This is a genomic window from Pseudarthrobacter raffinosi (assembly GCF_023913735.1).
Classification (GTDB): Bacteria; Actinomycetota; Actinomycetes; order Actinomycetales; family Micrococcaceae; genus Arthrobacter; species Arthrobacter raffinosi.
In genome coordinates this window covers 93,671-117,578 of sequence record NZ_JAMXBH010000009.1, presented here as the reverse complement: position 1 = coordinate 117,578, position 23,908 = coordinate 93,671, and the positions used below count along the sequence as shown (strand labels likewise).

At 61.0% G+C, this 23,908-nt stretch carries 20 protein-coding genes; 8 read left to right on the top strand and 12 right to left on the bottom strand.

The window, feature by feature from the left end; all coding sequences use genetic code 11:
- Positions 1-55 precede the first annotated feature (55 nt).
- Entirely contained in the window at positions 56-1,585 is a 1,530-nt protein-coding gene (locus NG698_RS10105) for an FAD-dependent oxidoreductase (RefSeq protein WP_252609560.1), read from the top strand.
- A gap of 7 nt (positions 1,586-1,592) precedes the next feature.
- Here the strand turns inward: NG698_RS10105 and NG698_RS10100 are convergent, their stop codons facing one another.
- The 6 genes from NG698_RS10100 to NG698_RS10075 form a co-directional block, all read right to left on the bottom strand.
- Entirely contained in the window at positions 1,593-1,991 is a 399-nt protein-coding gene (locus NG698_RS10100) for a hypothetical protein (protein ID WP_252599486.1), read from the bottom strand.
- Between the two features lie 2 nt (positions 1,992-1,993).
- Positions 1,994-2,377, bottom strand: a complete 384-nt coding sequence (locus NG698_RS21790) for a cupredoxin domain-containing protein (RefSeq protein WP_252599487.1) — start codon at positions 2,375-2,377, stop codon at positions 1,994-1,996.
- 878 nt (positions 2,378-3,255) lie between these two features.
- Positions 3,256-3,516 carry a type II toxin-antitoxin system RelE family toxin gene (locus NG698_RS10090; RefSeq protein WP_252599488.1) on the bottom strand — a complete coding sequence of 87 codons (261 nt, stop codon included), beginning with the start codon at positions 3,514-3,516 and terminating at the stop codon, positions 3,256-3,258.
- A complete protein-coding gene (locus tag NG698_RS10085; RefSeq protein WP_252609558.1) occupies positions 3,513-3,761 on the bottom strand; it encodes a type II toxin-antitoxin system Phd/YefM family antitoxin in 249 nt (82 codons plus the stop codon). The genes NG698_RS10090 and NG698_RS10085 overlap by 4 nt, the downstream gene beginning before the upstream one ends.
- Before the next feature lie 52 nt (positions 3,762-3,813).
- Positions 3,814-4,425 carry an exonuclease/endonuclease/phosphatase family protein gene (locus NG698_RS10080; protein WP_252599490.1) on the bottom strand — a complete coding sequence of 204 codons (612 nt, stop codon included), beginning with the start codon at positions 4,423-4,425 and terminating at the stop codon, positions 3,814-3,816.
- Positions 4,426-4,582: 157 nt separating this feature from the next.
- Positions 4,583-4,870: a hypothetical protein gene (locus tag NG698_RS10075; RefSeq protein ID WP_252599491.1), complete on the bottom strand. Its 288-nt coding sequence runs from the start codon at positions 4,868-4,870 to the stop codon at positions 4,583-4,585.
- Positions 4,871-5,210: 340 nt separating this feature from the next.
- Between NG698_RS10075 and NG698_RS10070 the strand changes: the two genes are divergently transcribed.
- Entirely contained in the window at positions 5,211-6,425 is a 1,215-nt protein-coding gene (locus NG698_RS10070; protein ID WP_252609556.1) for an aminotransferase class I/II-fold pyridoxal phosphate-dependent enzyme, read from the top strand.
- 67 nt (positions 6,426-6,492) lie between these two features.
- Here NG698_RS10070 and NG698_RS10065 read toward each other — a convergent pair whose 3' ends face one another.
- Together NG698_RS10065 and NG698_RS10060 are read right to left on the bottom strand one after the other, a co-directional pair.
- A complete protein-coding gene (locus NG698_RS10065) occupies positions 6,493-7,149 on the bottom strand; it encodes a DUF4352 domain-containing protein (protein WP_252609554.1) in 657 nt (218 codons plus the stop codon).
- A 44-nt stretch (positions 7,150-7,193) separates the two neighbouring features.
- Positions 7,194-7,856, bottom strand: coding sequence for an Rv1352/Rv1906c domain-containing protein (locus NG698_RS10060; RefSeq protein ID WP_252609552.1), 663 nt, complete (start codon positions 7,854-7,856; stop codon positions 7,194-7,196).
- 240 nt (positions 7,857-8,096) lie between these two features.
- Between NG698_RS10060 and NG698_RS10055 the strand changes: the two genes are divergently transcribed.
- The 6 genes from NG698_RS10055 (at position 8,097) to NG698_RS10030 (ending at position 18,344) form a co-directional block, all read left to right on the top strand.
- Positions 8,097-10,157 carry a hypothetical protein gene (locus tag NG698_RS10055; protein WP_252609550.1) on the top strand — a complete coding sequence of 687 codons (2,061 nt, stop codon included), beginning with the start codon at positions 8,097-8,099 and terminating at the stop codon, positions 10,155-10,157.
- Complete coding sequence (locus tag NG698_RS10050) at positions 10,157-11,785, top strand: class I SAM-dependent DNA methyltransferase (RefSeq protein WP_252609548.1); 1,629 nt, start codon at positions 10,157-10,159, stop codon at positions 11,783-11,785. The genes NG698_RS10055 and NG698_RS10050 overlap by 1 nt, the downstream gene beginning before the upstream one ends.
- On the top strand, positions 11,782-13,008 hold the full coding sequence (locus NG698_RS10045; protein ID WP_252609546.1) for a restriction endonuclease subunit S: 1,227 nt from the start codon (positions 11,782-11,784) through the stop codon (positions 13,006-13,008). The genes NG698_RS10050 and NG698_RS10045 overlap by 4 nt, the downstream gene beginning before the upstream one ends.
- Positions 13,009-13,407: 399 nt before the next feature.
- The gene (locus NG698_RS10040; RefSeq protein WP_252609544.1) at positions 13,408-14,616 is read left to right on the top strand and encodes a 5'-nucleotidase; all 1,209 of its coding nucleotides are present in this window, start codon (positions 13,408-13,410) and stop codon (positions 14,614-14,616) included.
- On the top strand, positions 14,613-17,804 hold the full coding sequence (locus NG698_RS10035) for a type I restriction endonuclease subunit R (RefSeq protein WP_252609542.1): 3,192 nt from the start codon (positions 14,613-14,615) through the stop codon (positions 17,802-17,804). Before NG698_RS10040 ends, NG698_RS10035 begins: the two co-directional genes overlap by 4 nt.
- A gap of 57 nt (positions 17,805-17,861) precedes the next feature.
- Entirely contained in the window at positions 17,862-18,344 is a 483-nt protein-coding gene (locus NG698_RS10030) for a hypothetical protein (RefSeq protein ID WP_252609540.1), read from the top strand.
- 415 nt (positions 18,345-18,759) lie between these two features.
- On the opposite strand, the gene NG698_RS10025 is transcribed toward NG698_RS10030, so the two are convergent.
- The 4 genes from NG698_RS10025 to nrdE form a co-directional block, all read right to left on the bottom strand.
- Complete coding sequence (locus tag NG698_RS10025; protein WP_252609538.1) at positions 18,760-19,770, bottom strand: CHAP domain-containing protein; 1,011 nt, start codon at positions 19,768-19,770, stop codon at positions 18,760-18,762.
- The gene (locus tag NG698_RS10020) at positions 19,754-20,314 is read right to left on the bottom strand and encodes a hypothetical protein (RefSeq protein WP_252609530.1); all 561 of its coding nucleotides are present in this window, start codon (positions 20,312-20,314) and stop codon (positions 19,754-19,756) included. Before NG698_RS10020 ends, NG698_RS10025 begins: the two co-directional genes overlap by 17 nt.
- 402 nt (positions 20,315-20,716) lie before the next feature.
- Entirely contained in the window at positions 20,717-21,691 is a 975-nt protein-coding gene (gene nrdF, locus NG698_RS10015) for a class 1b ribonucleoside-diphosphate reductase subunit beta (RefSeq protein ID WP_024368367.1), read from the bottom strand.
- Between the two features lie 91 nt (positions 21,692-21,782).
- Positions 21,783-23,903, bottom strand: a complete 2,121-nt coding sequence (gene nrdE / locus NG698_RS10010; protein ID WP_252599564.1) for a class 1b ribonucleoside-diphosphate reductase subunit alpha — start codon at positions 23,901-23,903, stop codon at positions 21,783-21,785.
- Between the last annotated feature and the right edge of the window lie 5 nt (positions 23,904-23,908).

Here is a 23,908-nt window from a genome sequence, read left to right as displayed (position 1 = left end):
TGCTGACGCAGCCTTAACACAGCCGAGCAGTACCGGGTGATCCTGAGGTGACGCAGTGAATGACGCATCGAACAGTGGACGGCCGGAAGGTGAACCCCGCTCACTCTGGGTCGCTACCGCCGGAGCCACCGATTATCCGGTCTTGAGCGGGGATCTGGAGGTGGACGTCGCGGTTATCGGGGCCGGCGTCGCCGGGCTGACCGCCGCGTTGGCACTCAAACGCACCGGCCGGACCGTCGCGGTCATCGAGACCGCCCGCGTCGGAACCGGCGTCACCGGCTACACCACGGGCAAGGTCACCTCCCTTCACCGCCTTGCCTACACGGAACTTGCGCGCCGACACGGCAACGACACCGCGCGTGTCTACGGGGAGGCCAACCAGGCCGCAGTCGAACATGTCGCGCAACTCGTGGCCGAGGAAGCCATCGACTGTGACTTCCGCCGCGTCGCCAACTACACCTACGCCGAATCCGACGACGCGCTCAGCCGCGTGCGCACGGAAGCCAACCTTGCCGCCAGCCTCGGCCTGCCCGCCGCTTTCACCACCGACGTGCCGCTGCCCTTCCCGGTCAAGGGTGCGGTCCGATTCGACGGGCAGGCGCAAATCCATGCCGTGAAATACCTCCGGGGTCTCGCCCGCGCGGTCAACGGTGAGGGCAGCTTCGTTTATGAGCAGACCCGGGCGCAGCAGGTCCACGATGGTTCCCCGGCCGTCGTCGATACCGAACACGGCACCGTCCGGGCCCGCGGCATCATCGTCGCCACGAATGTGCCGTGGGGCGGCCAGGGATTGTTCTACCTGCGGTCTCATCCGCACCGCTCCTACCTCGTCGCCGGACGCGTGGACACGCCACCGCTGGACGCCACGTTCATCAGCGCCGACGAACCGATGCGATCCATTCTGACCACCAGCGTCAACGGCACAAGCTACGTGCTTACCGGCGGTGAGGGCCACCGCGTATCCGAGCCCGGCGACACAGCCGCGCGGTACCGCAGACTCGCAGCCTTCGCCCACGACCGCCTCGGCGTGGAAAAGATCGCCTACCGCTGGTCCACACAGGACGGCATCCCGCTCGACGGGCTGCCCTACGCCGGACTCATGTCCCCCGCCGCCAAGCACGTGTACGTGATCACCGGTCTGCGGAAATGGGGCCTGTCCAACGGAACCGCAGCCGCCCTCATTCTTGCCGACACCCTCAGCGGCCGGGAAAACCCTTGGGCCTCGGTGTTCAACAGCAACCGGTTCACCCCGGCAGCCAGCGCGAAACGGTTCGCGGAGGAGAACTTCAAGACCGTGGCAGCTGTCCTGGCCAGCAAACTCCGCCGCCGGCCCAGCCACTCGGACCTCTCGCCGGGAGAGGGGACAGTCATCAAAGTCAACGGCGAGAGCACCGCCGTCTACAAAGACGCAGACGGGCAAGTCCACGCCGTCTCCGCCACCTGTACCCATCTGGGCTGCACCGTCGGCTTCAACACCGCCGAGACCACTTGGGACTGCCCCTGCCACGGCTCCCGATTCTCCACCGACGGAACCGTCATCCAGGGACCCGCTGCCAAGAACCTGCCACCCGCGCAGATGCCCTGATCGCCCACTAGTTGCCCTCGGCCCGTCGCTTCGGGGCGGTACGGACCAGACCTACTGCGGCCAGGAGTGCTCCCACTCCTTCGGCCACGGCGCTGAGCGACTTCTCAAGAAACCACACCGGCTCATACATCGCGGGGAAGGGTCCGAAGGCCGGAAAATCCACATACCGGTATAACACCACGGCGACGAATGCGCTCAGGGCCACCACCAGTGCCAGGGCAAAGGAGGCTCGGCTGCCGCGGAACAGAACCCACAGCGCCGTCAGCACCGCCGCCGCCGATTCGAGATAGAACAAGTTGCCTTGTCCGATTCCGCCAGGCGCGGCCGCCTGGTAGCCGGGGGCCAGATAAATATGGACCCCGGCATCGATGAACAAAGCCAGTGCTGTCAGTACCCTCAGTGCCATGTTCATTTGACTATCAGCGTCCCGCGCATATTGGGGTGATAGGTGCAGAAGTACGGGTAGGACCCGGGTGCCGAGGGCGCCGTGAACGTGGCCGTCCCGCCGCTTCCGCGGACATCCACGTCAAATGCCTGGCCCTGGTCCGCGGTGACGGTATGGCCCGCTGAGTCCATGTTGGTGACCATGACAATTGCGCCCGGCGCAACGGTCAGCGGCGCGCCATACTCGAAGTCCTTGATGGTGATAACTGGCGCTCCGGGGGTGACCGCTCCCGTCGTCGCTGTCCCCGGCTCGGAGGACGCTGCGGGACTTCCGCCGCCGGAGCCGCACCCGCCCACGAGGAGCGCCGCCATCAGCAGCACTGCGGCCTTGGTCTGAATCGCTCTCACGGTGACCGTCCTCGACTCCGGAAACCAGGGCCGGCCAGGCCCTGCCTGTCCCTACCATTGTGCGCGCATCAGACGGAAATGGCGCCTGCGTCTGCGGCAGGTACGTCGCTGCGACGTCGGTACCGGCTCCGACGACGGCCTGCCAGTTTGTACGGAGCGGCCGGCGTCGAACGTAACAGCACAGAAGTAACCCGGGCCGGCAACTCGCTGTGGAGTTTCCCAAGCCGGCAGGCCCCGCTTGTCGGACGGACGCCAACGAAATGTGAAAGAGCCACTTTCACAATTGCCGCCGAGGCACAACCCGCTGACCTGGCTTGGCGGCGCCGGCATAGTCGCCGTGCTGCTCTGATCGGGATGGCTCTTGTTCTCGATGGAACGGCCACGGCCTAATCCTCAGCGAGCGTTCGAGGGTCCAGGCGGGAGCGCTACCCGCGACGAAGTTTAAGACTCACCCGGGCACGGGCGACGACCCCGTTGCGCAGCTTCACGCTGAACGGTGTCCCCACCGTCGGTGCCGTGGGAGCGGCCGGTGCAGGGGCGGTCGACGGGCGAGGCTGCCGCAGGCTGCGCCGCTGCCTCCGCCGGAGCCGCGGAGTCAGCGGCAGAAGCGATGGGACCCGAATCCGCCACAGGCTTGCTGCCGATGGAGATGGAGGCCTATGACCACACCGAGCAAGGCTGGCAACGCTGCACATATGGGAGGTGTCAATTGGGCAAGTGCTTGCCCAATTGAAGCCGAGCAATTGTGCAAAGCGTTGCACAATTTGGACTGGGTCCGTTTCAAATGTTACAAGCACCGGACGAGGAGCGGAGGGCTGGGCTCCGTCGTCGATTTCATCGCCATGTCGGGCAGTCATGATGAGCTTGAGCTCGAGAGCCTACTTGCCGTAGACATCGCGCCGATGACCAAGGGTGATAACAACCACCAGCAGAACATCGTCCTGGACCGTATAGATGATCCGATAATCGCCAACAGCGACCCGAAATCCCGGACGGCCACGCAAGGCAATGGCCTTGGGCGGCCGCGGATCGGAGCCTAGGAGTGCGATGGCGCCGTGAATACGATCGCGCTCGTTCGGATGGATCTGTCTGAGGGCCCGAAGGGCCGCAGGACTTAGCTCAATCCGATAGCTGGTCATGCCCAGCCAAGATCGACTTTCACTTGGGCCCAGGGGATATTTTCGCCCTCTTCGGCCATGGCCGCGTCGAACGCTGCGATATCTTCGACCTCTTCAAGGGCATCCAACATCTGCTCATAGCGCTCCGGGGACACAAGAACGGCTGCCCGACGCCCCCTGCTCTCAATGAATACCGGCTCGGATTCAGCCACACGGAGGAGTTCCGGTAGATGGGAACGCGCGTCAGTGATGTTGATGGTTGACATTCCTCAAATGTACATCTAAGCGCCTCGAGTGTACATGACAGGCATCATTGACTTATCCGATATCGAGGATCAGCGGCATGTGGTCGCTATGTGCCAACCAGGCGTCAGCATCCCCTATTCGCAGATTGGCTGCGGTTCCGTCGCTCAGGAACGCGTAGTCGATATGATGCCCAAATCGCTCGTTCCACTGGTGATAATACGTCTTGGCCGTTTCCGCACCATGGTCCGCAACCTCGTGGCGGTGGTACACGCTGCTGAGCCCGAGCCCGGCAAGCTTGTCTACCAGCATGCTGTGGTTTCTTCCAGGATGCTCCCTGTCCCAGACCGTGTTGCTGTTGAAGTCCCCCATCAGCAGTGCCCTATCGGTTGCCAGGAAGCCAGCGTGACGCTCGACTATCTGATGGGTCACGCGAACATACCTCAACTCACGATTCAGCTGATGCGCCCAAAGGGCGAGAATGTTGAGTTCGTCTATCGAAAAGGGGAGGTGCCAGGGCAGATTTGGGTCCGCGGTTTCTGTAATTTTGTAGCGGGCGTCGGCAAATCCAATGACTCCAAGACCTTTGTTTAGGTTACTGCCGGTCCACGCTGCAAAGGGGTGTTCGGCTTCGGAGATGTCTTTCTTGGCGACTTCTTGAAGTGCGGTTGACGTCAGCGCCCTCAACGAAACGGTGTGCCAGGATGCCCTGCACCAAGCGGGTGCAGGGCATTCTGTTAGGCATACACTGCACGCCTTACCAGCCGCCGTTACCCCGGGATCTGGATCCGCGCCGCTTCCTGCATCAGCGGGTCGGAGATCATCACGGTCGCCGCCCCGGGTGCTATGTCGAACGCGATAAACCCACGGGACTTCTCACCCGGCAGGACTTCACGGAGCCCAGCTGGTTATCGGCAAACATGCTGAGGTCAGCTTTGCGGCCGCTTTCATCCTTGGCTGAGGAGTAGAAGGGATTCGAGCTGGTTTTCCCCGCCTCGGTCTCCCACAGCACGTCCAGAAGCAGGTAGGTTCCGTTCTTCGGCGGCGACGCAAACGCAGTCGCGGTCACCGTGTCCGTCCGCACAGCGGAGACGATCGTGATTCTGGCAACGTCGCCGTTGCGCATTTTCATGGTGAAAGGTGTCCCCACTGTCGGTCTTGCCAGAGCGGCAGGTGCTGGAGCTGTCGCCGGTGCGCCGCGGACGCGGCGGCATAAGTGATGAGGCTGGAATCCGCCACGGCTTGCTGCCGCAGAAGCATGCGCCCATGACCATGCCGAGCAGGCCTTGCAACGCTATGAATAGGGGAAGTGCCAAATTGGGCAAGTGCCGCTTGCACAATTGACGCAATGCCCCTTTACTCCAACGCATCGTCGAGTCAACAATGGCTCTAACAACAGCCTCCGCTGGCTCGGCAGCGCGCCGCCCATCCGACTGCCGCCCCACCGGGCTGCCCTACACAGGAGCACTGACATGAACGATCCGACAGCCACATCCCAGACAACGTCGGCGGTATCTGATCGCGCTGCACGGCTGGCGTCGATCCCATCCCTTCAACGGGTTAACGCCTACATCCGGGAGTACAGTGCCCGCGGGCACGGGCAGGTGCCGGGCTGCGACTTCACCTTCGGCAACCCGCACCAGATGCCGGCTGACCGCTACGTCAATACGCTTCGGGACGCGCTGACTCCTCAGAATGATCAGTGGTTCGCCTACCAGACCAACGGCGAGGCCGCCCGGGAAGCGGCCGCTCAATCCCTTCACAGGCTGCTGGATGTGCCCTTCCGGACGGAGGATATTTACCTCACCACCGGTGGCTTCGCCGCCATCGCCCTTGCCCTGAAGACCGTCGCCGATCCCGGCGACGAGATCATTTACAGCCTGCCGCCCTGGTTCCTATACGAGCCGCTGATCCTTGAAGCCGGGCTCGTACCGGTGAAGGTGAAAATCAACACAACCACGTTCGACCTGGACCTCGACGCGATCGAGGCAGCCATCACGGAACGCACCCGGGTAGTGATCGTCAACTCGCCCAACAATCCCACGGGGCGGATTTATCCCCCCGAATTGCTGGTCCGGCTGGCCGAATTGATGGAGGCGGCCTCGGCGAGGATTGGACGGCGGATCTTCCTCATCTCGGACGAAGCCTACAACCGGATCGTGTTCGACGGCTCGCGATTCCACAGCCCTGTGGAGTTCTACCCGCACACGCTCCTGGCCTACTCCTACGGCAAGACCCATCTCTCCCCAGGCCAGCGCGTCGGCTACCTGGCGTTGCCGCCCACCATGCCGCAGCGGGATGAGATGGAGCCGGCTATCACCGGCCTGCAGGTCGCGATGGGCTGGGTGTATCCGAACGCCCTGCTGCAGCATGCGCTTCCCGAACTGGAGAAGTTCACCATCGACGTCGGCCAGTTGCAGCGGCGCCGGGACCGTCTCGTCGATGTGCTCGGCGGCATGGGGTACCGCGTCCTGCGGCCGGAGGGCACGTTCTACCTGTATGTCACGTCCCCCATTTCGGACGATGAGGCGTTCACCAACTCACTTGCCAGCCGGGATGTCTTCGTGTTGCCGGGCGTGCTGTTCGAGACGCCAGGCTTCTTCCGGATCTCCCTGACAGCCAACGAGGACATGATCGAACGCAGCTTGCCGGCATTCGAAGCGGCGATGAAGGAAAGCCGCCCGTGATTCATGCTGAAGGAGTCCTGCCGGCTGTAGCCGACAGGACTCCCTCCGCGTCCCGCTGAAGTTCCGGTTACCCCGGGATCTGGATCCGCGCCGCTTCCTGCATCAGCGGGTCGGAGATCATCACTGTTGCCGCCCCGGGTGCCATGTCGAACGCGATGAAGCCGCGGGATTTGTCCCCCGGCAGGACGTCACCGGAACCCAGCTGATTATCGGCAAACATGCTGAGGTCAGCCTTCCGGCCGCTTTCGTCCTTGGCTGAGAAGTAGAAGGGATTCGAGCTGGTCTTCCCCGCCTCGGTCTCCCACAGCACGTCCAGGAGCAGGTAGGTTCCGTTCTTCGGCGGCGACGCAAAGGCCGTGGTGGTCACCGCGTCAGTCCGCACAGCGGAGACGATCGTAATCCTGGCGACGTCGCCGTTGCGCATTTTCACGGGGAAGGGTGTCCCCACCGCCGGTCCCGTGGGAGCCGCCGGTGCCGGGGCGGCCGACGGCGGTGCTGCCGCCGGCTGCGCCGCAGCCTCGGAGGGAGCCGCGGAGGCAGCCGCCGAAGCGATGGGGCTGGTGTCCGCCACAGGCTTACTGCCGCTGGAGCAGGAGCCCATGACGATTCCGAGCAGCAGGACGCCAGCCGGAATCACAAAGCGCTTCTTCTTGTAGAACGGGCGCTTGACTGTTGCCGTAGCAACCGGCATGGACGGGACTGAATCAAAGTTCTGGTGAGACATGGTGGTGGTGCCTTTCAAGGGTGCGATTGGTGATGCTGCGGGTGCTATTGCTTTTCCCATTTGCCGCAGCGGGTTGAGTTGAAGTCCTGACCCGGAGAGAGCGTGACCACTGGTCGGCCACCGCCGGGGATGTCGTTTTCGATGATGTCGCCGCCGTTGCTGCCGCTGCGGTATATCCCCCAGTAACAGGTGGATCCCACTGCCGCGGCGGCGCGGTAGGTTCCGGGCTCGATGTCCGTGCCCACCGACCAGGTGCCGTCGCCAATGGTGTTGGCCGCTTTCGTCTTTTCCGCTCCAGTGACAGCCTCTTCGCGGGCTTTCACGGCGGCTTCGGCAGTCTTGACTGCAGCGTCGACCTTGCCCACTTCGGTTTCCCGTGCGGAAACCTTGGATTCCCGGTCTGTGATGCCGCCCTGCAGGCTGTCGTACTTGCCCTTCACGGACGCGTAACTGGACAGCGCGGCGTCGCGCTCAATCTCGACCGTTGCCTTCTCGTCCGCCAGCGCCGCGTAGGCATCGCTGGCCTTCGGGTCGGGAAGTATGGTTCCGAAGGCCACCCCACCGGCGAGAAGTACGACGGCGGCTGTCGCCTGAAGGATGTGCTTCTTCCGGCTGCGTTTCGGCGCCGCAGCTGCCGGCTGAGCCTCCGGCTCCGAGAATTCCGGACTGTCTGGCACCGGCGTGCCGGCGTCGTCTGTGTTCAACATGTTCTCTTCCTCTGTTTGTGGATGACCGCTAAACGGCGGCGGGATACTGATCCCCCAATACGCGGTTCCCCGCCGCCGTCGCAGCTCCGGAAGATTGCTTCGTGGCTGCAGAATGAACCTACGATCGAATCTGTGAACTCTCGCATAATCGGACTGATAACCCGGGTTATCAGTTGAAACCTTAGAATGTCTGTCGCCGCCACTAAGCTGATGGGACGATCACGACTGAAGGGGGCAGCCATGGAGACATTCACGGAAACATTGCGTATGACGCTCTCCGATGTCGCCTCGCTTGCCCAGGTTCAGCGCCCCGTCGTTTCCATGTGGCGCAAGCGCAGCAGCGGAGGCCCACTGCCATTCCCGGCATCCACTGCGCAAACCAACGGCGTGGAGCTGTTCGACGCAGACCACATCACCGCTTGGCTCCAGGCCACCGGCCGGGGCAACAACCCGGAGGCTCGGAACGACGTTGCGGTCTTTGCGAGACTTGCTGCACCGCTTGGCGAAATGCAACGGGACAGTCGGCAGACGTTCGATGGTCTGACCGCGCTCCTCGCCCTGAAGGTCATCACGGGACAGGCTCTGGCACAAAGTTCTGCAGCCGAACTGTTGGATGCCGCAGATGAAGCGGACCCTGACGATGTGTTCTTATACTCCGAACTCGAGGCGCTCGGCTCGGCGCTCTCAGGATTGGCTGGCTTCGCCGACCGGTTGGCGGACAGTGCGTTCAGCGCGCCGGCGGCCTTTGAAAAACTGCTCGCCCACCGGTTCAAGGAGGGGCTGCGAGAGCAATCAGACACCGCGCTGACGGAAGAGGCACTGAAGCTCGTGGGCGCAACTGCCATGGAACTGGCATCCACCCTGGACAGCAGGCTGTTATTCGTCGACTCGACGCCCGGCGGGAGCGACGTGATGCTGAGCATCGTCGAGCAAGTCGGAGAGTCGCGGCCCATCACTCTCCTGGCAGCCGACCACCATGGCAGAGCGTCGCGACTGGCCCGCCGTCGTCTGGCAGTGCATGGCACGGACAGCAGCCCCGTGAAGATCGACGCCAAGGGAGCCTTCGCGGTCAGCGGCCCTGCGGTGCACGTGGCCCAATACCCCGCCCCGGGCAATCCAGCTTTGGACACCACTGGCATCCTGAACAGCATTGAAAACATCGTCCTGCAAATGGACGACAGTCAGCGAGCCGTTGTCATCGCGCCTGCCCGGGTATTGTGCGACGCTCTCGCTGGAGAGGCCGGCAACTTGCGCTCAGATCTGTTGCGCTCGGGCAGAGTTCGTGCCATCGTCCGCCTCCAGCCGGGGCTTCTTCGTTCCAAGCCCCGGGAGCCGCAGGCCCTCTGGGTACTGGGACCGTCCTTCGCTGATGTGCCGATTGCGGAGCGCTGGACAAGCGTGGCGGACCTGAGCACCACTCCGCTCACCCTGGATGTCAGCCAGGACCTGATCAGCGACGTCGTCGCCTCCATGGGCGATCGTGCCACCATCCGCGCACACTCGTTCAGGTTCACCCGGCTGGTGCAGACCCGGGTCCTGCTCGCCAGCAAGGGTTCCCTCGTGAGCGGTCTGCCTGTCAGAAGTACGACGGCGGCGGGCGGCGCCGAGTCTGCGCTCCGGGTCGAGGAACTTGTGCGCCTGTTGTCGACTGGGGCGTCAACATCTGCACTGCCCGGAGTACAGCCGGCCGTACCGGGCACTGGACTCCGGCCCGCTTCAGTTCAGGAACTCCTGTCGGCAGGAAACCTCAAGTACGTCAAAGGCATCAGGGTGGAGGCGACTGACCTCAACCGGCAGGCGGGAATCCGGATCCTGGGCCGTGAGGAACTCACGGATCTGAACAACGCCAAGCCACGGTTCATCACGCTCCTCGAGTTCGCGGCCAGATACCCGGCCGGGCGCCTCACCGAACCAGGCGACATTGTTTTCTGCACCAGCCCGCGGCCCGCCGCGCTGGTCGATGCGGACGGCGGCGCCGTCGTGGTCTTCCCCGCCCGGATACTGAGAATCGACGGCGGTGATCCCGGCGGTCTGGTGCCGGTCGTGGTTGCCGCTGACATCAGCAACCGCCCCGCCGCAGACAAGTCCTGGCGGAACTGGCGGTTGCGCCGGGCCCCGGAAGTGCAGCGTCAGCCCCTCTCCCACTCGTTGGCCAGGCTGCAACACGAGCAGGCTGAAGCCCGTCAACGGCTCAACCGACTGGAAGAACTCGCTACCCTGATTACGGACGGCGTAGCGGGCGGAAGCCTTACCCTGACAGACCCCATCTCCATCGCCGCACCAACAGAAGGAACCGCATAATGCCTCCGAAATTGAAGGTGGACCTCGCCCCGTCCACCATGAAGGAACTGAAGGACACCCTCTGGAAGGCGGCGGACAAGCTCCGCGGTTCGATGGATGCCTCGCAGTACAAGGACGTGATCCTGGGGCTGGTGTTCCTGAAATACGTGTCGGACGCGTTCGAGGAGCGGCGCGGGATCATCCAGGCCGAGCTGGAGGCCGACGGGCTCAACGAAGAGCAGATCGCCCAGCTGATTGACGACGTGGACGAGTACACCGGCCGCGGCGTGTTCTGGGTGTCGCCTCGGGCGCGCTGGACGTACCTGGCGGAGAACGCCAAGGGCCTGGATGCGGTGGACGGCTCCGCGCCCAAGTCCATCGGGCTGCTCATCGATGAAGCCATGGAGCTCATCATGGCCGACAACAAAAGCCTGGCGGCCACGCTCCCCCGCATCTACAACCGGGACAACGTGGACCAGCGCCGCCTGGGCGAGCTGCTGGACCTGTTCAACTCGGCCCGTTTCACCGGCCAGGGCGCCAGCAAGGCGCGCGACCTGCTGGGCGAGGTGTACGAGTACTTCCTGGAGAAGTTCGCCAAGGCCGAGGGCAAGCGCGGCGGGGAGTTCTACACGCCGGCCGGTGTGGTCCGGGTTTTGGTGGAGGTGCTGGAACCGCACCGCGGCCGCGTCTATGATCCCTGCTGCGGCTCGGGCGGCATGTTTGTCCAAGCCGAGAAGTTCCTGGCGGCCCACAACATGGAGGGCTCGGACATCTCGGTCTACGGCCAGGAGCTCAACGAGCGCACCTGGCGGATGGCCAAGATGAACCTCGCCATCCACGGGCTCAACGCCAACCTGGCCTCGCGCTGGGGCGATACGTTCGCCCGCGACCAGCACCCCGAGTTGAGCGGTAGCAACGGCGCGGATTTCATCATGGCGAACCCGCCGTTCAACATCAAGGACTGGGCCCGCTCCGAGTCCGACCCGCGCTGGAAGTACGGCGTGCCCCCGGCCGGCAACGCCAACTACGCCTGGATCCAGCACATCATCTCCAAGCTGGCACCTGGCGGCAGCGCCGGCGTGGTCATGGCCAACGGCTCCATGTCCTCCAACTCCGGCGGCGAGGGCGAGATCCGCGCCCAGCTGGTGGAGGCCGATCTGGTCTCCTGCATGGTGGCGCTGCCCACCCAGCTCTTCCGCAGCACCGGTATCCCGGTCTGCACCTGGTTCTTCGCGAAGGACAAGACCGCCGGGCCGCGCGGTTCTGTGGACCGGACCGGGCAGGTTCTGTTCATCGACGCGAGGAACCTGGGCTACATGGTGGACCGCGCCGAGCGCGCGCTGTCCGATGAAGACATCGCCAAGATCGCCAATACGTACCACGCCTGGCGCGGCACGGCTTCGGCGGTCGAGTCAGGATTGACGTACGACGACGAGGCTGGCTTCTGCTATTCGGCCAGCCTCGCGGAGGTCAAGGCAGCGGACTACGCGCTGACGCCTGGGCGGTACGTCGGTGCTGCCGATGTTGAGGACGACGGTGAGCCGATTGAGGAGAAGATCGCCCGGCTGTCAAAGGAGCTGTTCGAGCAGTTCGAAGAGTCACAGCGGCTGGCACAGGTCGTACGCGAGCAGCTGGGGAGGGTTTCATGAACCTGAAGCGTAGGACAATTCAAGACATCGCAGCTCCAACACCGCGCTCTATTTCCATCGGACCGTTTGGATCCAACCTGAAGGCCGATCTCTACACTCAATCTGGCGTTCCTGTTGTCCGTGGGCAGAACATCAAGGCGAGTCCAATTCTCGACGAGGACGACTTAGTTTTCGTTTCGCCAGAGACTGCAGAAAAGCTTTCTTCATCCATGCTGGATGAAGGTGATCTTGTCTTTCCACATCGCGGCGCAATTGGCCGGGTCGGGCTCGTCGGCAAACGTCGAATGCTGCTCTCATCGAGCATGATGAAATTGACCGTTGACCTGTCGAAGGCCGTTCCAAAGTATGTCTTGTACTACTTCAGAGGTCCCGGCGAGCGCGAGCTGCTGATGCGGGCTTCCACGGTAGGAACGCCAGGAATTGGGCAGCCGCTGACTTCGCTTCGTGGGATTCCTATCGAGCTTCCGGATTTAGCTCAGCAGCGAGCAGTATCAGAAATCCTGGGTGCCCTTGACGACAAAATCGCCGCCAACACCAAACTCGCCACGATTCTGGTCACACTTCTCGAAGCCCGCTTTGATGCTTTGGGGCTCAGTCAGAATCCAGAAGATGATTCCGAAGTCATAGGGCTCGGCGACTTGGTTGAGATCAACCCCAAAGTCGCAACACCGGTTGAACCCGAGCCCGTGTACGTCGACATGCAGAAGCTTCCAGTCAACAACATGGGCATCAGCGATTGGGACCATCGTCCTGCCAAAGGCGGCGCTCGGTTCATGACCGGCGACACGCTTCTGGCCCGAATTACGCCATGCCTTGAGAACCGCAAGACCGGCTTCGTGGATTTCCTCGACGAAGGGCAAGTGGGCATCGGATCGACCGAATTCATTGTTCTTCGATCATTGCCAGAGGTACCAACGCCTCTCTCATACTTCCTCGCGACCAGCGAACGCTTCCGAACATTCGCTATCCGGCACATGGTTGGGACGTCAGGGCGCCAACGCGTCTCTGCACTTGATCTGGCGGGATACACATTGTGCAAGCCGGATCCGGTCGCACTTGCGCACTTCGGAGAGATCAGCACGGCCAATTTCAAGCTGATGAAGTCGTTGACGGACGAGTATCGGACCCTCGCCGCCACGCGCGACGCCCTTCTCCCCCAGCTCATGTCCGGCAAACTCCGGGTCAGGGATGCCGAATCTGTGTTGGAGGGCGCCGGGGTATGAACGTGCAACGCGTTGCGGTGGTGTTGAAGGTGGAGGTTTCAATTGTGCAAGCACCACTTGCCCAATTGAGACGCGAGCGACTCTTCAAGTTGTGCAACGCATTGCACAACTTCGGCCAGGGCCGTTCCAATCTTGCAAGGGTACTTGCAAGATTGGCCGGGGCAGGGAGAATTGCACCGTCCGTTGAAACACTTCGCGATGATCCACTACGTGCGCGTGTCCGGGATCGGACACAGAGTTGGCTTGGATAAAGCAACCAGCGCTGGGCCATGAAGAATTTGTGCAGCAGCCAGCTGCACAAATGCCATTAGCCCCAGCGCCAAAGTTGCAGATACCGTCTGCAACTTTCATTTTCGGTCCGGACGCTGTCCGGCAAAGCCATTCTTGAGGGGAAGATCCATGGCATACGAGTTGAAGAACCGGCTTGTCGTCGGTGTAGCGTCAAGCGCACTTTTTGATCTGACGGAGTCCGATTCATACTTTCGCGAACATGGCGAAGAAGCTTACCGCGAATTTCAAGACCAGCACATTGATTCCACCCTTGGGCGCGGAGTGGCATTCCCATTCATTTCACGGCTCCTTGGCCTCAACAACTTGCGCGAACACGACGACCCCCTTGTTGAAGTCATCGTATTGTCGAAGAACGACCCCTCTACAGGGCTAAGGGTCCTTCGGTCCATCAGGACGTACGGACTAACCATTACGCGAGCCGTCTTCACCCAAGGGCAGGCACCTTACAAGTACATCGGCGCCTTCGACATGTCTCTGTTCCTGTCCGGCAACCGAGCCGATGTAGACGCAGCAACGGCTCTGGGCTACCCAGCAGGGCACGTCTTGCCCTCGACGGCTGTCTACGACGACGGCGATCAAACTTTGCGAATTGCTTTCGACTTTGACGGAGTGCTTGGGGATGACGAGGCCGAAAGGATATACAAGGAAACTGGAAGCCTGAAAGATTTCCAGGAATACGAGACGAAAAACCGGGATCGCGCGTTGATTCCTGGCCCGCTCAATGAATTACTTCGTGACCTCAACTTGATTCAGAGACTGGAGTCGAAGAAGAAAGCAACAGATTCGAACTACGAGCCTCGCGTGCGAATATCACTTGTGACGGCGCGCAATGCCCCTGCTCATGAGCGGGCCGTCCAATCACTAGCGGCATGGGATGTCACTGTTAACGACGCCTTCTTCTTGGGCGGAATTGCCAAGTCGAAAGTGTTGGAAGTGATGCGTCCGCATATCTTCTTCGACGATCAGAAGAGCCACCTAGATCCGGCTTCCTCCTTCGTTGCGGGCGTACACGTGCCATTTGGGATTGCCAATGAAGGGGCAGCCATTGAACCGGGCGCCGTAGATTTCACCCAGAGCAGTAGGACCCAGTTCGCGGATGTTCAATCGCCTCGATTCGAGATTTCCCGCGACGACAAGGCCGATAATTCGCTTCAGACCACAGAAATTCTCACCGGCGTCAAGGAACGGAGAACGGGAATTGTGGAATCATTGCCCGAGGAATTCGCGGCCACTCTGCCCATTATCCAGGAACCAGAAGTCGAGCTAGCGGAAGAACTTTCACCAGCGAATCTGGTCAACCAGGGGGAATCACAGTGACGCAAGCGCCAACAGTAGCCTTTTCCGAAGCTGACTGGGAAGGCGCCGCGAAGGAGCGGCTGGGCGAGCTTGACTGGAAGCCATTGGAGGGCCAAGCCATCGCTCCCGGCACCGGAGAACGCGATTCTTGGGCCGAACTGCTTATCCGGCCGCGGTTGCTCACGGCGCTCCAGCGCTTCAACCCAACGGTCCCAGCCCAATACCTACAGCAGGCACTGTCGGAAATCGCGGCACCCAAATCCAACGACGCTCTCGCCGAGAATCACCGGATCCACAACTGCCTCGTGGACGGCTACCGGCTGACCTACATCGACTCCGACGGAAACGAAGCAAACCCAACCATCCGCCTCATCAGCCAGGAACCGGACCAGAACGACTGGCTCGCCGTCAACCAGGTCACACTGGTGGAAGGTGACTACAAGCGGCGATTCGACGTCGTGCTCTACTGCAACGGGATGCCTGTGAGCATCATCGAGCTGAAGAAGGCGGGCAGCACGCACGCCGACCTACCCGGCGCCCACGCCCAGCTCCAAACCTATCTCCGCGAATTCCCGATGGCCTTCCGCTTCTGTGTGTTGACACTCGCCACTGATGGGATCCAGGCCAAGTACGGAACGCCGTTCACCCCCTTCAACCACTTCTCACCGTGGAACGTGGACGACGACGGCATCCCCGTCCCCCAGGGCTACATTGTCGACGGCGACGCCGTCACCGCCCTGGACACTGCGCTGGACGGGCTCTACAACCAGGAACGCTTCCTCCAGCTGACACGCAACTTCACAGCCTTCGACCAGGGTTCGGGCGGCCTGGCCAAACGCATTGCCAAGCCGCACCAGTACTACGCCGTCACCAAGGCGGTGGCCAGCACCATCCAGGCGGTGGAAAGCAACGGCAAGGCCGGCGTTGTCTGGCACACCCAGGGTTCGGGCAAGTCCATGGAAATGGAACTGTACGCGAACATGGTGGCCCGCCAGCCAAAGCTCAAGAACCCGACCGTCGTGGTGATTACCGACCGGAACGAGCTCGACGGCCAGCTGTTCGAGGGCTTCGACCGCAGCCTGCTCCTCGCCGAGTCACCCAAGCAGGTCAAGAAGCGCTCCGAACTGCGGGACGAACTCAGCAACCGGACCACCGGCGGCATCTATTTCACCACGCTGCAGAAATTCGGCCGCAGCAAATCGGAGAAGGACGCCGGCGCCGACCATCCGCTGCTGTCCGACCGGCGCAACATCATCGTGGTGGTGGACGAGGCACACCGGTCGCACTACGACGACCTGGATGGCTACGCCCGGCACCTGCGCGACGCACTCCCCCATGCCACCCTGATCGCATTCACCGGAACACCCATCTCCTTTGATGACCGCAACACCCAGGACGTCTTCGGTGACTACATCGACATCTACGACCTCTCCCGCGCCGTCGAAGACGGTGCGACAGTGCCGGTGTACTTCGAGCCGCGGCTGATCAAAGTCGGCCTAGCTTCAGACGTCACCGAGGAGATTCTTGACCAGGCAGCCGACGAGGCGACGCTGGGCCTGGACGACACCGAGCGGGCGCGCCTCGAGGCGAGCGTCGCCGTCGTCAACGCCGTTTATGGTGCCCCGCAGCGGATCGGCGCACTCGCCGAGGATCTGGTGACGCACTGGGAGAACCGGCGTGACCGGATGGGAAAGTTCATCGAGGCGCCGGGCAAGGCGATGGTTGTGGGCGGAACGCGGGAGATCTGCGCGAAGCTGTACTCCGCGATTGTGGAACTGCGGCCCGACTGGCATTCAGACGACCTGTCGAAGGGCAAGATCAAGGTGGTGTACTCGGGCGATGCGACTGATGCGCCTCCCGTGTCAGACCATGTGCGCCGGGATTCGTTGAATGCCCAGGTGAAGGAGCGGCTCAAGAACGTTGACGACGAGCTGGAGCTGGTGATCGTCAAAGACATGATGCTCACCGGCTACGACTCTCCTCCCCTGCACACCCTTTACCTCGACCGGCCGCTCAAGGGCGCGCTGCTGATGCAGACGCTGGCGCGCGTGAACCGCACCTTCCGCGGCAAGGAGGATGGGCTACTCGTTGCGTATGCGCCGCTGGCGGAAAATCTTGCGAAGGCGCTGGGCGAGTACACGAAGGACGACCGGGCGAACAAGCCGGTGGGCAAGAACATCGACGAGGCCGTTGGCTTGACGGTGTCTCTGGTGGAGTCCCTCCGTTCCTTGCTGGCAGGCCACAACTGGAAGGCTGTGCTGATGAAGGGCGGGCCCAAGGCCTTCCTGAACGCCGTCACGGGTGCTGTCAGTTACCTGCGCAATCCTGGCACACCCGGCAACCAGCCGACGGACGGCGAAGAGACCCTCGCCTCGAAGTACCGCAAGTTTTCCAGCCAGCTGTCACGCGCATGGGCGTTGTGCTCCGGTTCGGAGACATTAGCCGAGCTGCGACCGGAGATCCAGGTGTACGAGGAAATCCGCGTCTGGATGGCCAAGTACGACGCAGCCGACCGACAGGCTAGCGGCGAGCCGGTGCCGGAGGAGATCCAACGCTTGCTGGGTCAGCTGATCGCCAACGCCACGTCGTCAGGCGAAGTGCTGGATATCTATGATGCTGCCGGAATGCCAAAGCCGTCCTTGGATGACCTAACGCCGGAATTCATCGCCAAGACCCAAAGCGCGCGGAATCCGCAACTGGCTATTGAGGCATTGCGGAAGCTCATTGCCGATGAGTCCGCCGCGTCGACGCGGAACAATGTCATCCGTCAGCGGGCGTTCTCGGAGCGCATCACCGAGCTGATGAAGAAGTACACAAATCAGCAGCTGACGTCTGCGGAGGTCATTGCCGAGCTGGTGGAACTGGCGCGGGAGGTTGCGGCCGAAGGCAACCGTGGTGCGCACTTCACTCCCCCGCTGAACTCCGACGAACTCGCGTTCTACGATGCCGTGGCTTCGAACGAATCCGCGGTGGAAGTCCAGGGCGAAGGAAAGCTGGCCGAGATCGCGCGCCAACTCGTAAATGTGATGCGACGCGACGTACGGACCGACTGGACTGTGCGTGATGACGTCCGCGCCAAACTCCGTTCCTCGATCAAACGACTGTTGGTCCTCAATGGATATCCGCCGGACAAGCAGCCGGAGGCGATCAAGCTCGTCATGGAGCAGATGGAGTCCATGGCGCCGCGGTTTGCCGAGGCGCGGACGTAGCCCAAGAGATTTCTGCCAAAAGGCGATTGCAACAACAACACTATGAAAAATGGGGAAATGACTACCTACGAAACATCCAATGGAAACGCGGTGCCGGACGTACCGCCGACACCAGACCACGCACCGCAGCTGAAGGCCAAGCGGCTGAAGTTAACGAAGCTCCCATCCGCCGATGGTGCCCGAACTATTCTGGGAACTGTGCTGGCGTTGCTTCTGATCATCACCTGGTTGGCAAACAATCCCGTCTTTCAGAGTGGCAGCAGCCCTTCCGACTGGAAGTCGGAGCTCAGCGCAGCCGATCTAAAGAACACCATGAACAACGGCGAGACAAAGGGTGCCCCGCAGCAAACAGTTGTCAACGGCTGGTACGCCAATGACATCGCCGCTGTCACTGCTGCGCAGAACACTTACATTGCCGCGAGTTCCGCCCGGAACGGGACTCTTTTGATGCTGCTGGGCCTCGGCGTGGCTGGAGAACTTATCATCCGGGGACTGGACCGGGCGCGTAACAACCGGCTAGCCACCCCGCAGGGTCTTTGATTGCACGTCCGGAGATCCTCACTTCAGGTAGATGTCCCGCCGGTGTCCTAGGTTGACGATCACTATCATGAGCACGTCGTCCTAGATGTGTAGATAATCCGCTAGTCGCCGACACCGACCCGGTAACCGAGTCCCGCGGCAGCTCAAGGCATTGCCGGCTCTTCACGGTTCGTGGGGAAACGAATCCCTGAGATGAGCCCTGAGCGGCCGCGGGTCTTGGCCGAGGAAGGATGACACCCTGTATCCGTTCGCGGTTCTCCAGATCGGACTTCTTCAGTGTACGGACGGCCGGCCCTTACGACTCAAGTAGAGAGTCGCGTCCAACCCCAGATCCGCCTCCAACATAATCCAGGAGATGCCAACACTAACCCGAGGCTAGGAGGCGATCGCCTGGATCCCCTTTGAGTCCTGCTGCCTAAAGTTCAGGACGATGAAGATAGATGCTGGGTAACGCAAGTGGGATTACTCTGATGCCATAGCTGTGATCATTTGGCGGCGGCTGAAAGTTGTATTCTTCGATCGTCACATTCACTTCGTCAAAAGAAGCCACGACAGCAACATGGCCTAAATCTCCTGCACCACCTGAGCCGGGGACAAAATAGGCCACTGAACCGATCTCAGGTCTTGTGCCGGTGGACCAGCCATGCCGATGCCAGGCGTTGATCCAAAATTCCGCATCGCCTAACAACAATGCCGAATTATGGTATCTCCAAGGGCTCGCGGTAACACCGGAAGTCAGATTCAGCCGCCAGAGCGCAAAATCGGTGCACTCGCGCCTATACATTCCCAAGGGACTCGGCAACCATGTATGAACGCGACAGTCTTCATGCTTGTGCGGTTCGGAACGCCAGGGAAGGTCATCACCACGATTGCTATTTGCGGCATCTGAGTTCCTATTCTGTCCCAGATTCGAATTTTGCTCAGAAACTTCCTCGCAATGCATGGGAGCCAGCACAGAGATAGCCGCGGACAGAGCATCAGAGTAGCTGAAAGTTGACCCCGCATCTGCCCCAATTGATCCGTTCCAGTGAGTTGCTAACGCTTGAACCGTGTGAGTTGAAGTTGGATCAAAGTTGCGTTCTATTAAAAAGCAAATGGCGTCATCGACGGCTCTGGCAAAGGAAAAAGGAGCGTTTGCAAGTTGGAGCGGCCCCAAGGTGATCGGCTTCCCGTTGCGCCACAGGCGTGCGATGGGAGCACAACAGCGCTCAACGAAACGAACTGGCAAGGGACGCTGCGAGGTTTCGACTAAGCAGATAGCCGAGAGATAGAGCACCCAGTCCTCATCCAGGTTTTTACTATGGATGCGGCGCTCAATGATCCGTACGAAGCGCTTGAAAATGCGGCTTTGAGATATATCTTCGAGCCGCCACAAAAAGTGCCCTATTGGACTCCCGGCTAACGCGGGCTCAATTGCTGCTGTCATGAGTAGAAGACACCGGATTGAAACTGCGGCGCCGCCGATCTTCAGAACGTTCCTTCATTGAAAGGAAGAGGCCCTTTGTGAAGGCACTGGCAGCGATCGTCACGACAAGCGTAACAATCCAATTAAAGAGGTTTTCCGCAACATATTTGAGGATGTCCCCGTCACCGAGAGCCTCCATTGTACCAACGACTACTACCCCCAACGCTGAGAACCCAGCAAAAGCCGCGAGCATGCTCACATGGAGCAGGATAAGCCGCCACTCAAACTGCCGAACCCCCCACGGGCGTGGCATGAAAAAGCCGGGCCAAAGAAGCAGGAACGCTGCCATTCCGCCAGCCACCCCTGCTACATACAGCGACAAACCGCTTAGCCCGAAGATGCAACCGAGAAGAAACGGATAGAGCGCCCGCCTGGCTACAGCAAAGCGTAGGGCACCACGTTGCGTCCATAGAGGAGCATCAAAACCAGGAAATCCTGGAACAAGTTCGCTCAATGCAAAGTATGGGCCAATTAGCTTCGCATCCAAACGAATCAGCAGAGCCACAATGACTCCTGGAACAAACGTGGTCACTAAATCCACTGTCATCTCTTTCGACGTGCGCTGATATAGCCATTGGTGCATCCTGTCAGCATTTGCAGGACCACCCCTGAGCTTAGGAAGTAGAAAGCCAGAAAGAAGAAGGATGAAGGAGGAAGCAATGCTCAGATACGAGGCTGTTTTTGCTCAGATACTGCGAAATTGCTCAGTTAGGTCGGGGTCTCACACTAGCGCTCGAAACGCCAACTAGCCTCAGGCCCCGCCGTTTGCCAACTGGCTTGTCACGGATGCCATGTCATTTGTCGCTGGCCAACTACCTTGTCACTTGTGCCAACTATCTTGGCAACTCACAACACAGGACCAAATAGGTTGTCCAAAGGACCAAGTAGGTTGTCCATCTACAGGAACTTAGAAGTCCCAGTCGTCATCCTCGGTGTTGACGGCCTTGCCGATCACATAAGACGAACCCGAGCCTGAGAAGAAGTCGTGGTTCTCGTCAGCATTCGGGGACAGCGCGGAGAGGATCGCCGGGTTCACGTCGGTGACGGAAGCCGGGAACATGGCTTCGTAGCCCAGGTTCATCAGCGCCTTGTTGGCGTTGTAGTGCAGGAACTTCTTGACGTCCTCGGCCAGGCCAACGGAGTCGTAGAGGTCGTGCGTGTACTGGACTTCGTTTTCGTAGAGCTCGAAGAGCAGCTCGAACGTGTAGTCCTTGATCTCCTGCTTTCGCTCCTCGGAGAGACCTTCAAGGCCCTTCTGGAACTTGTAGCCGATGTAGTAGCCGTGCACGGCTTCGTCGCGGATGATCAGGCGGATCAAGTCGGCCGTGTTCGTCAACTTGGCCCGTGAGGACCAGTACATGGGCAGGTAGAAGCCCGAGTAGAACAGGAAGGACTCCAGCAGCGTGGAGGCCACCTTGCGCTTCAAGGGGTCGTCGCCTTGGTAGTAGTCCATGACGATCTGGGCCTTCTTCTGAAGGTTCACGTTCTCAGTGGACCAGCGGAATGCCTCGTCGATCTCCTTGGTGGAGGCCAGGGTGGAGAAGATCGAGGAGTAGCTCTTGGCGTGCACGGACTCCATGAACGCAATGTTCGTGTAGACGGCTTCCTCGTGCGGGGTGATCGCGTCCGGAATCAAAGATACGGCGCCGACGGTGCCCTGGATGGTGTCCAGCAGGGTCAGGCCGGTGAACACGCGCATGGTGAGCTGCTGCTCGTCCGGGGTCAGCGTGGCCCACGACTGGACGTCGTTGGAGAGCGGGATCTTCTCGGGCAGCCAGAAGTTGTTGACCAGGCGGTTCCAGACGTCTACGTCCTTATCGTCCTGGATGCGGTTCCAGTTGATCGCTTCGACGTGGCTAAGCAGCTTGACCTTCTCGGTCATGTCATCCCCTAAAAGTTGGGTTGTTCTTTGAAGTTAAGCGTACGACGGCGGGCGGGCGCCCGCCGTCGTACTGTCCAGATTTAGTTGAAGATTAAAGCATACAGCTGACGCAATTGTCCACCTCGGTTCCCTCCAGCGCGAGCTGGCGGAGACGGATGTAGTAGATGGTCTTGATGCCCTTCTTCCAGGCGTAGATCTGGGCCCGGTTGATGTCGCGCGTGGTGGCCGTGTCCTTGAAGAACAGCGTCAGGGACAGGCCCTGGTCCACGTGCTGGGTGGCGGCGGCGTAAGTGTCAATGACCTTCTCGTAGCCGAGCTCGTACGCGTCCTGGTAGTACTCCAGGTTGTCGTTCGTCAGGTACGGCGCCGGGTAGTACACGCGGCCCAGCTTGCCTTCCTTGCGGATCTCGATCTTGGACGCCACCGGGTGGATCGAGGAGGTGGAGTTGTTGATGTAGGAGATCGAGCCCGTCGGCGGCACAGCCTGCAGGTTCTGGTTGTAGATGCCGTGCTCCATGACGGAAGCCTTCAGCTCACGCCAGTCATCCTGGGTGGGGATGTGGATGTTCTTGAACAGCTCCGCGACCTTCTCGGTCTGCGGCACCCATTCCTGGTCCGTGTACTTGTCGAAGAACTCGCCCGAGGCGTACTTGGACTTCTCGAAGCCGCCGAAGGTCTGCCCGGTCTGGATGGACAGCAGGTTGGAGGCGCGGACCGCGTGGTACACCACCGAGTAGAAGTAGATATTGGTGAAGTCCAGGCCCTCTTCGGAACCGTAGTGGACCCGCTCGCGGGCCAGGTAGCCGTGCAGGTTCATCTGGCCCAGGCCGATGGCGTGGGACTGGTCGTTGCCGCGGGCGATGGACGGTACCGAGGTGATGTTGGACATGTCCGAGACTGCCGAGAGGGACCGGATGGCCGTCTCGATGGTCAGTCCGAAGTCCGGGCTGTCCATGGCCTTGGCGATGTTCAGCGAGCCCAGGTTGCAGGAGATGTCCTTGCCGGTCTGGTCGTAGGACAGATCGTCATGGTACGTGGTGGGCTGCGAGACCTGGAGGATCTCCGAGCACAGGTTGGACATGATGATCTTGCCGTCGATCGGGTTTTCCCGGTTCACGGTGTCCTCGAACATGATGTACGGGTAGCCGGATTCGAACTGGATCTCGGCGAGGGTCTGGAAGAACTCGCGCGCCTTGATCTTGGTCTTCTTGATCCGGGAATCGTCCACCATCTCGTAGTACTTCTCGGTGACCGAGACGTCGGAGAACGGCATGCCGTAGACGCGTTCCACGTCGTACGGGGAGAACAGGTACATGTCCTCGTCCTTCTTGGCCAGCTCGAACGTGATGTCCGGGATGACAACGCCCAGCGAGAGGGTCTTGATGCGGATCTTCTCATCCGCGTTCTCGCGCTTGGTGTCCAGGAAGCGGTAGATGTCCGGGTGGTGCGCGTGCAGGTACACCGCACCGGCACCCTGGCGGGCACCGAGCTGGTTGGCGTAGGAGAAGCTGTCCTCGAGGAGCTTCATCACGGGGATGACGCCGGAGGACTGGTTCTCGATCTGCTTGATCGGGGCGCCCACTTCGCGGATGTTGGTCAGCGCGAACGCCACACCGCCGCCGCGCTTGGACAGCTGCAGCGCCGAGTTGATGGACCGGCCGATCGATTCCATGTTGTCTTCGATGCGGAGCAGGAAGCAGGAGACCAGCTCGCCGCGCTGCTTCTTGCCGGCGTTCAGGAACGTGGGCGTGGCCGGCTGGAAGCGGCCTTCGATGATCTCGTCCACCATCTGCAGGGCGAGCTTCTCGTCACCACGGGCCAGGTGAAGGGCCACCATGCAGACGCGGTCCTCGTAGCGCTCCAGGAATCGATTGCCGTCGAACGTCTTCAGCGTGTAGGACGTGTAGAACTTGAACGCGCCCAGGAAGGTCTCGAAGCGGAACTTCTTTTTGTACGCGCGGTTGTAGAGCTCGCGGATGAAGTTCATCGTGTACTGGTCGAGGGTTTCGCGCTCGTAGTACTGGTTCTTCACGAGGTAGTCGAGCTTCTCTTCCAGGTCATGGAAAAAGACGGTGTTGTTGTTCACATGCTGCAGGAAGTACTGGTGTGCAGCCTCGCGGTCGGCCTCGAACTGGATCTCGCCGTTCGGACCGTACAGGTTCAGCATGGCGTTGAGCTCGTGATAGCCCAGGCCCTTATAGGCGGCTGGCATCTCGG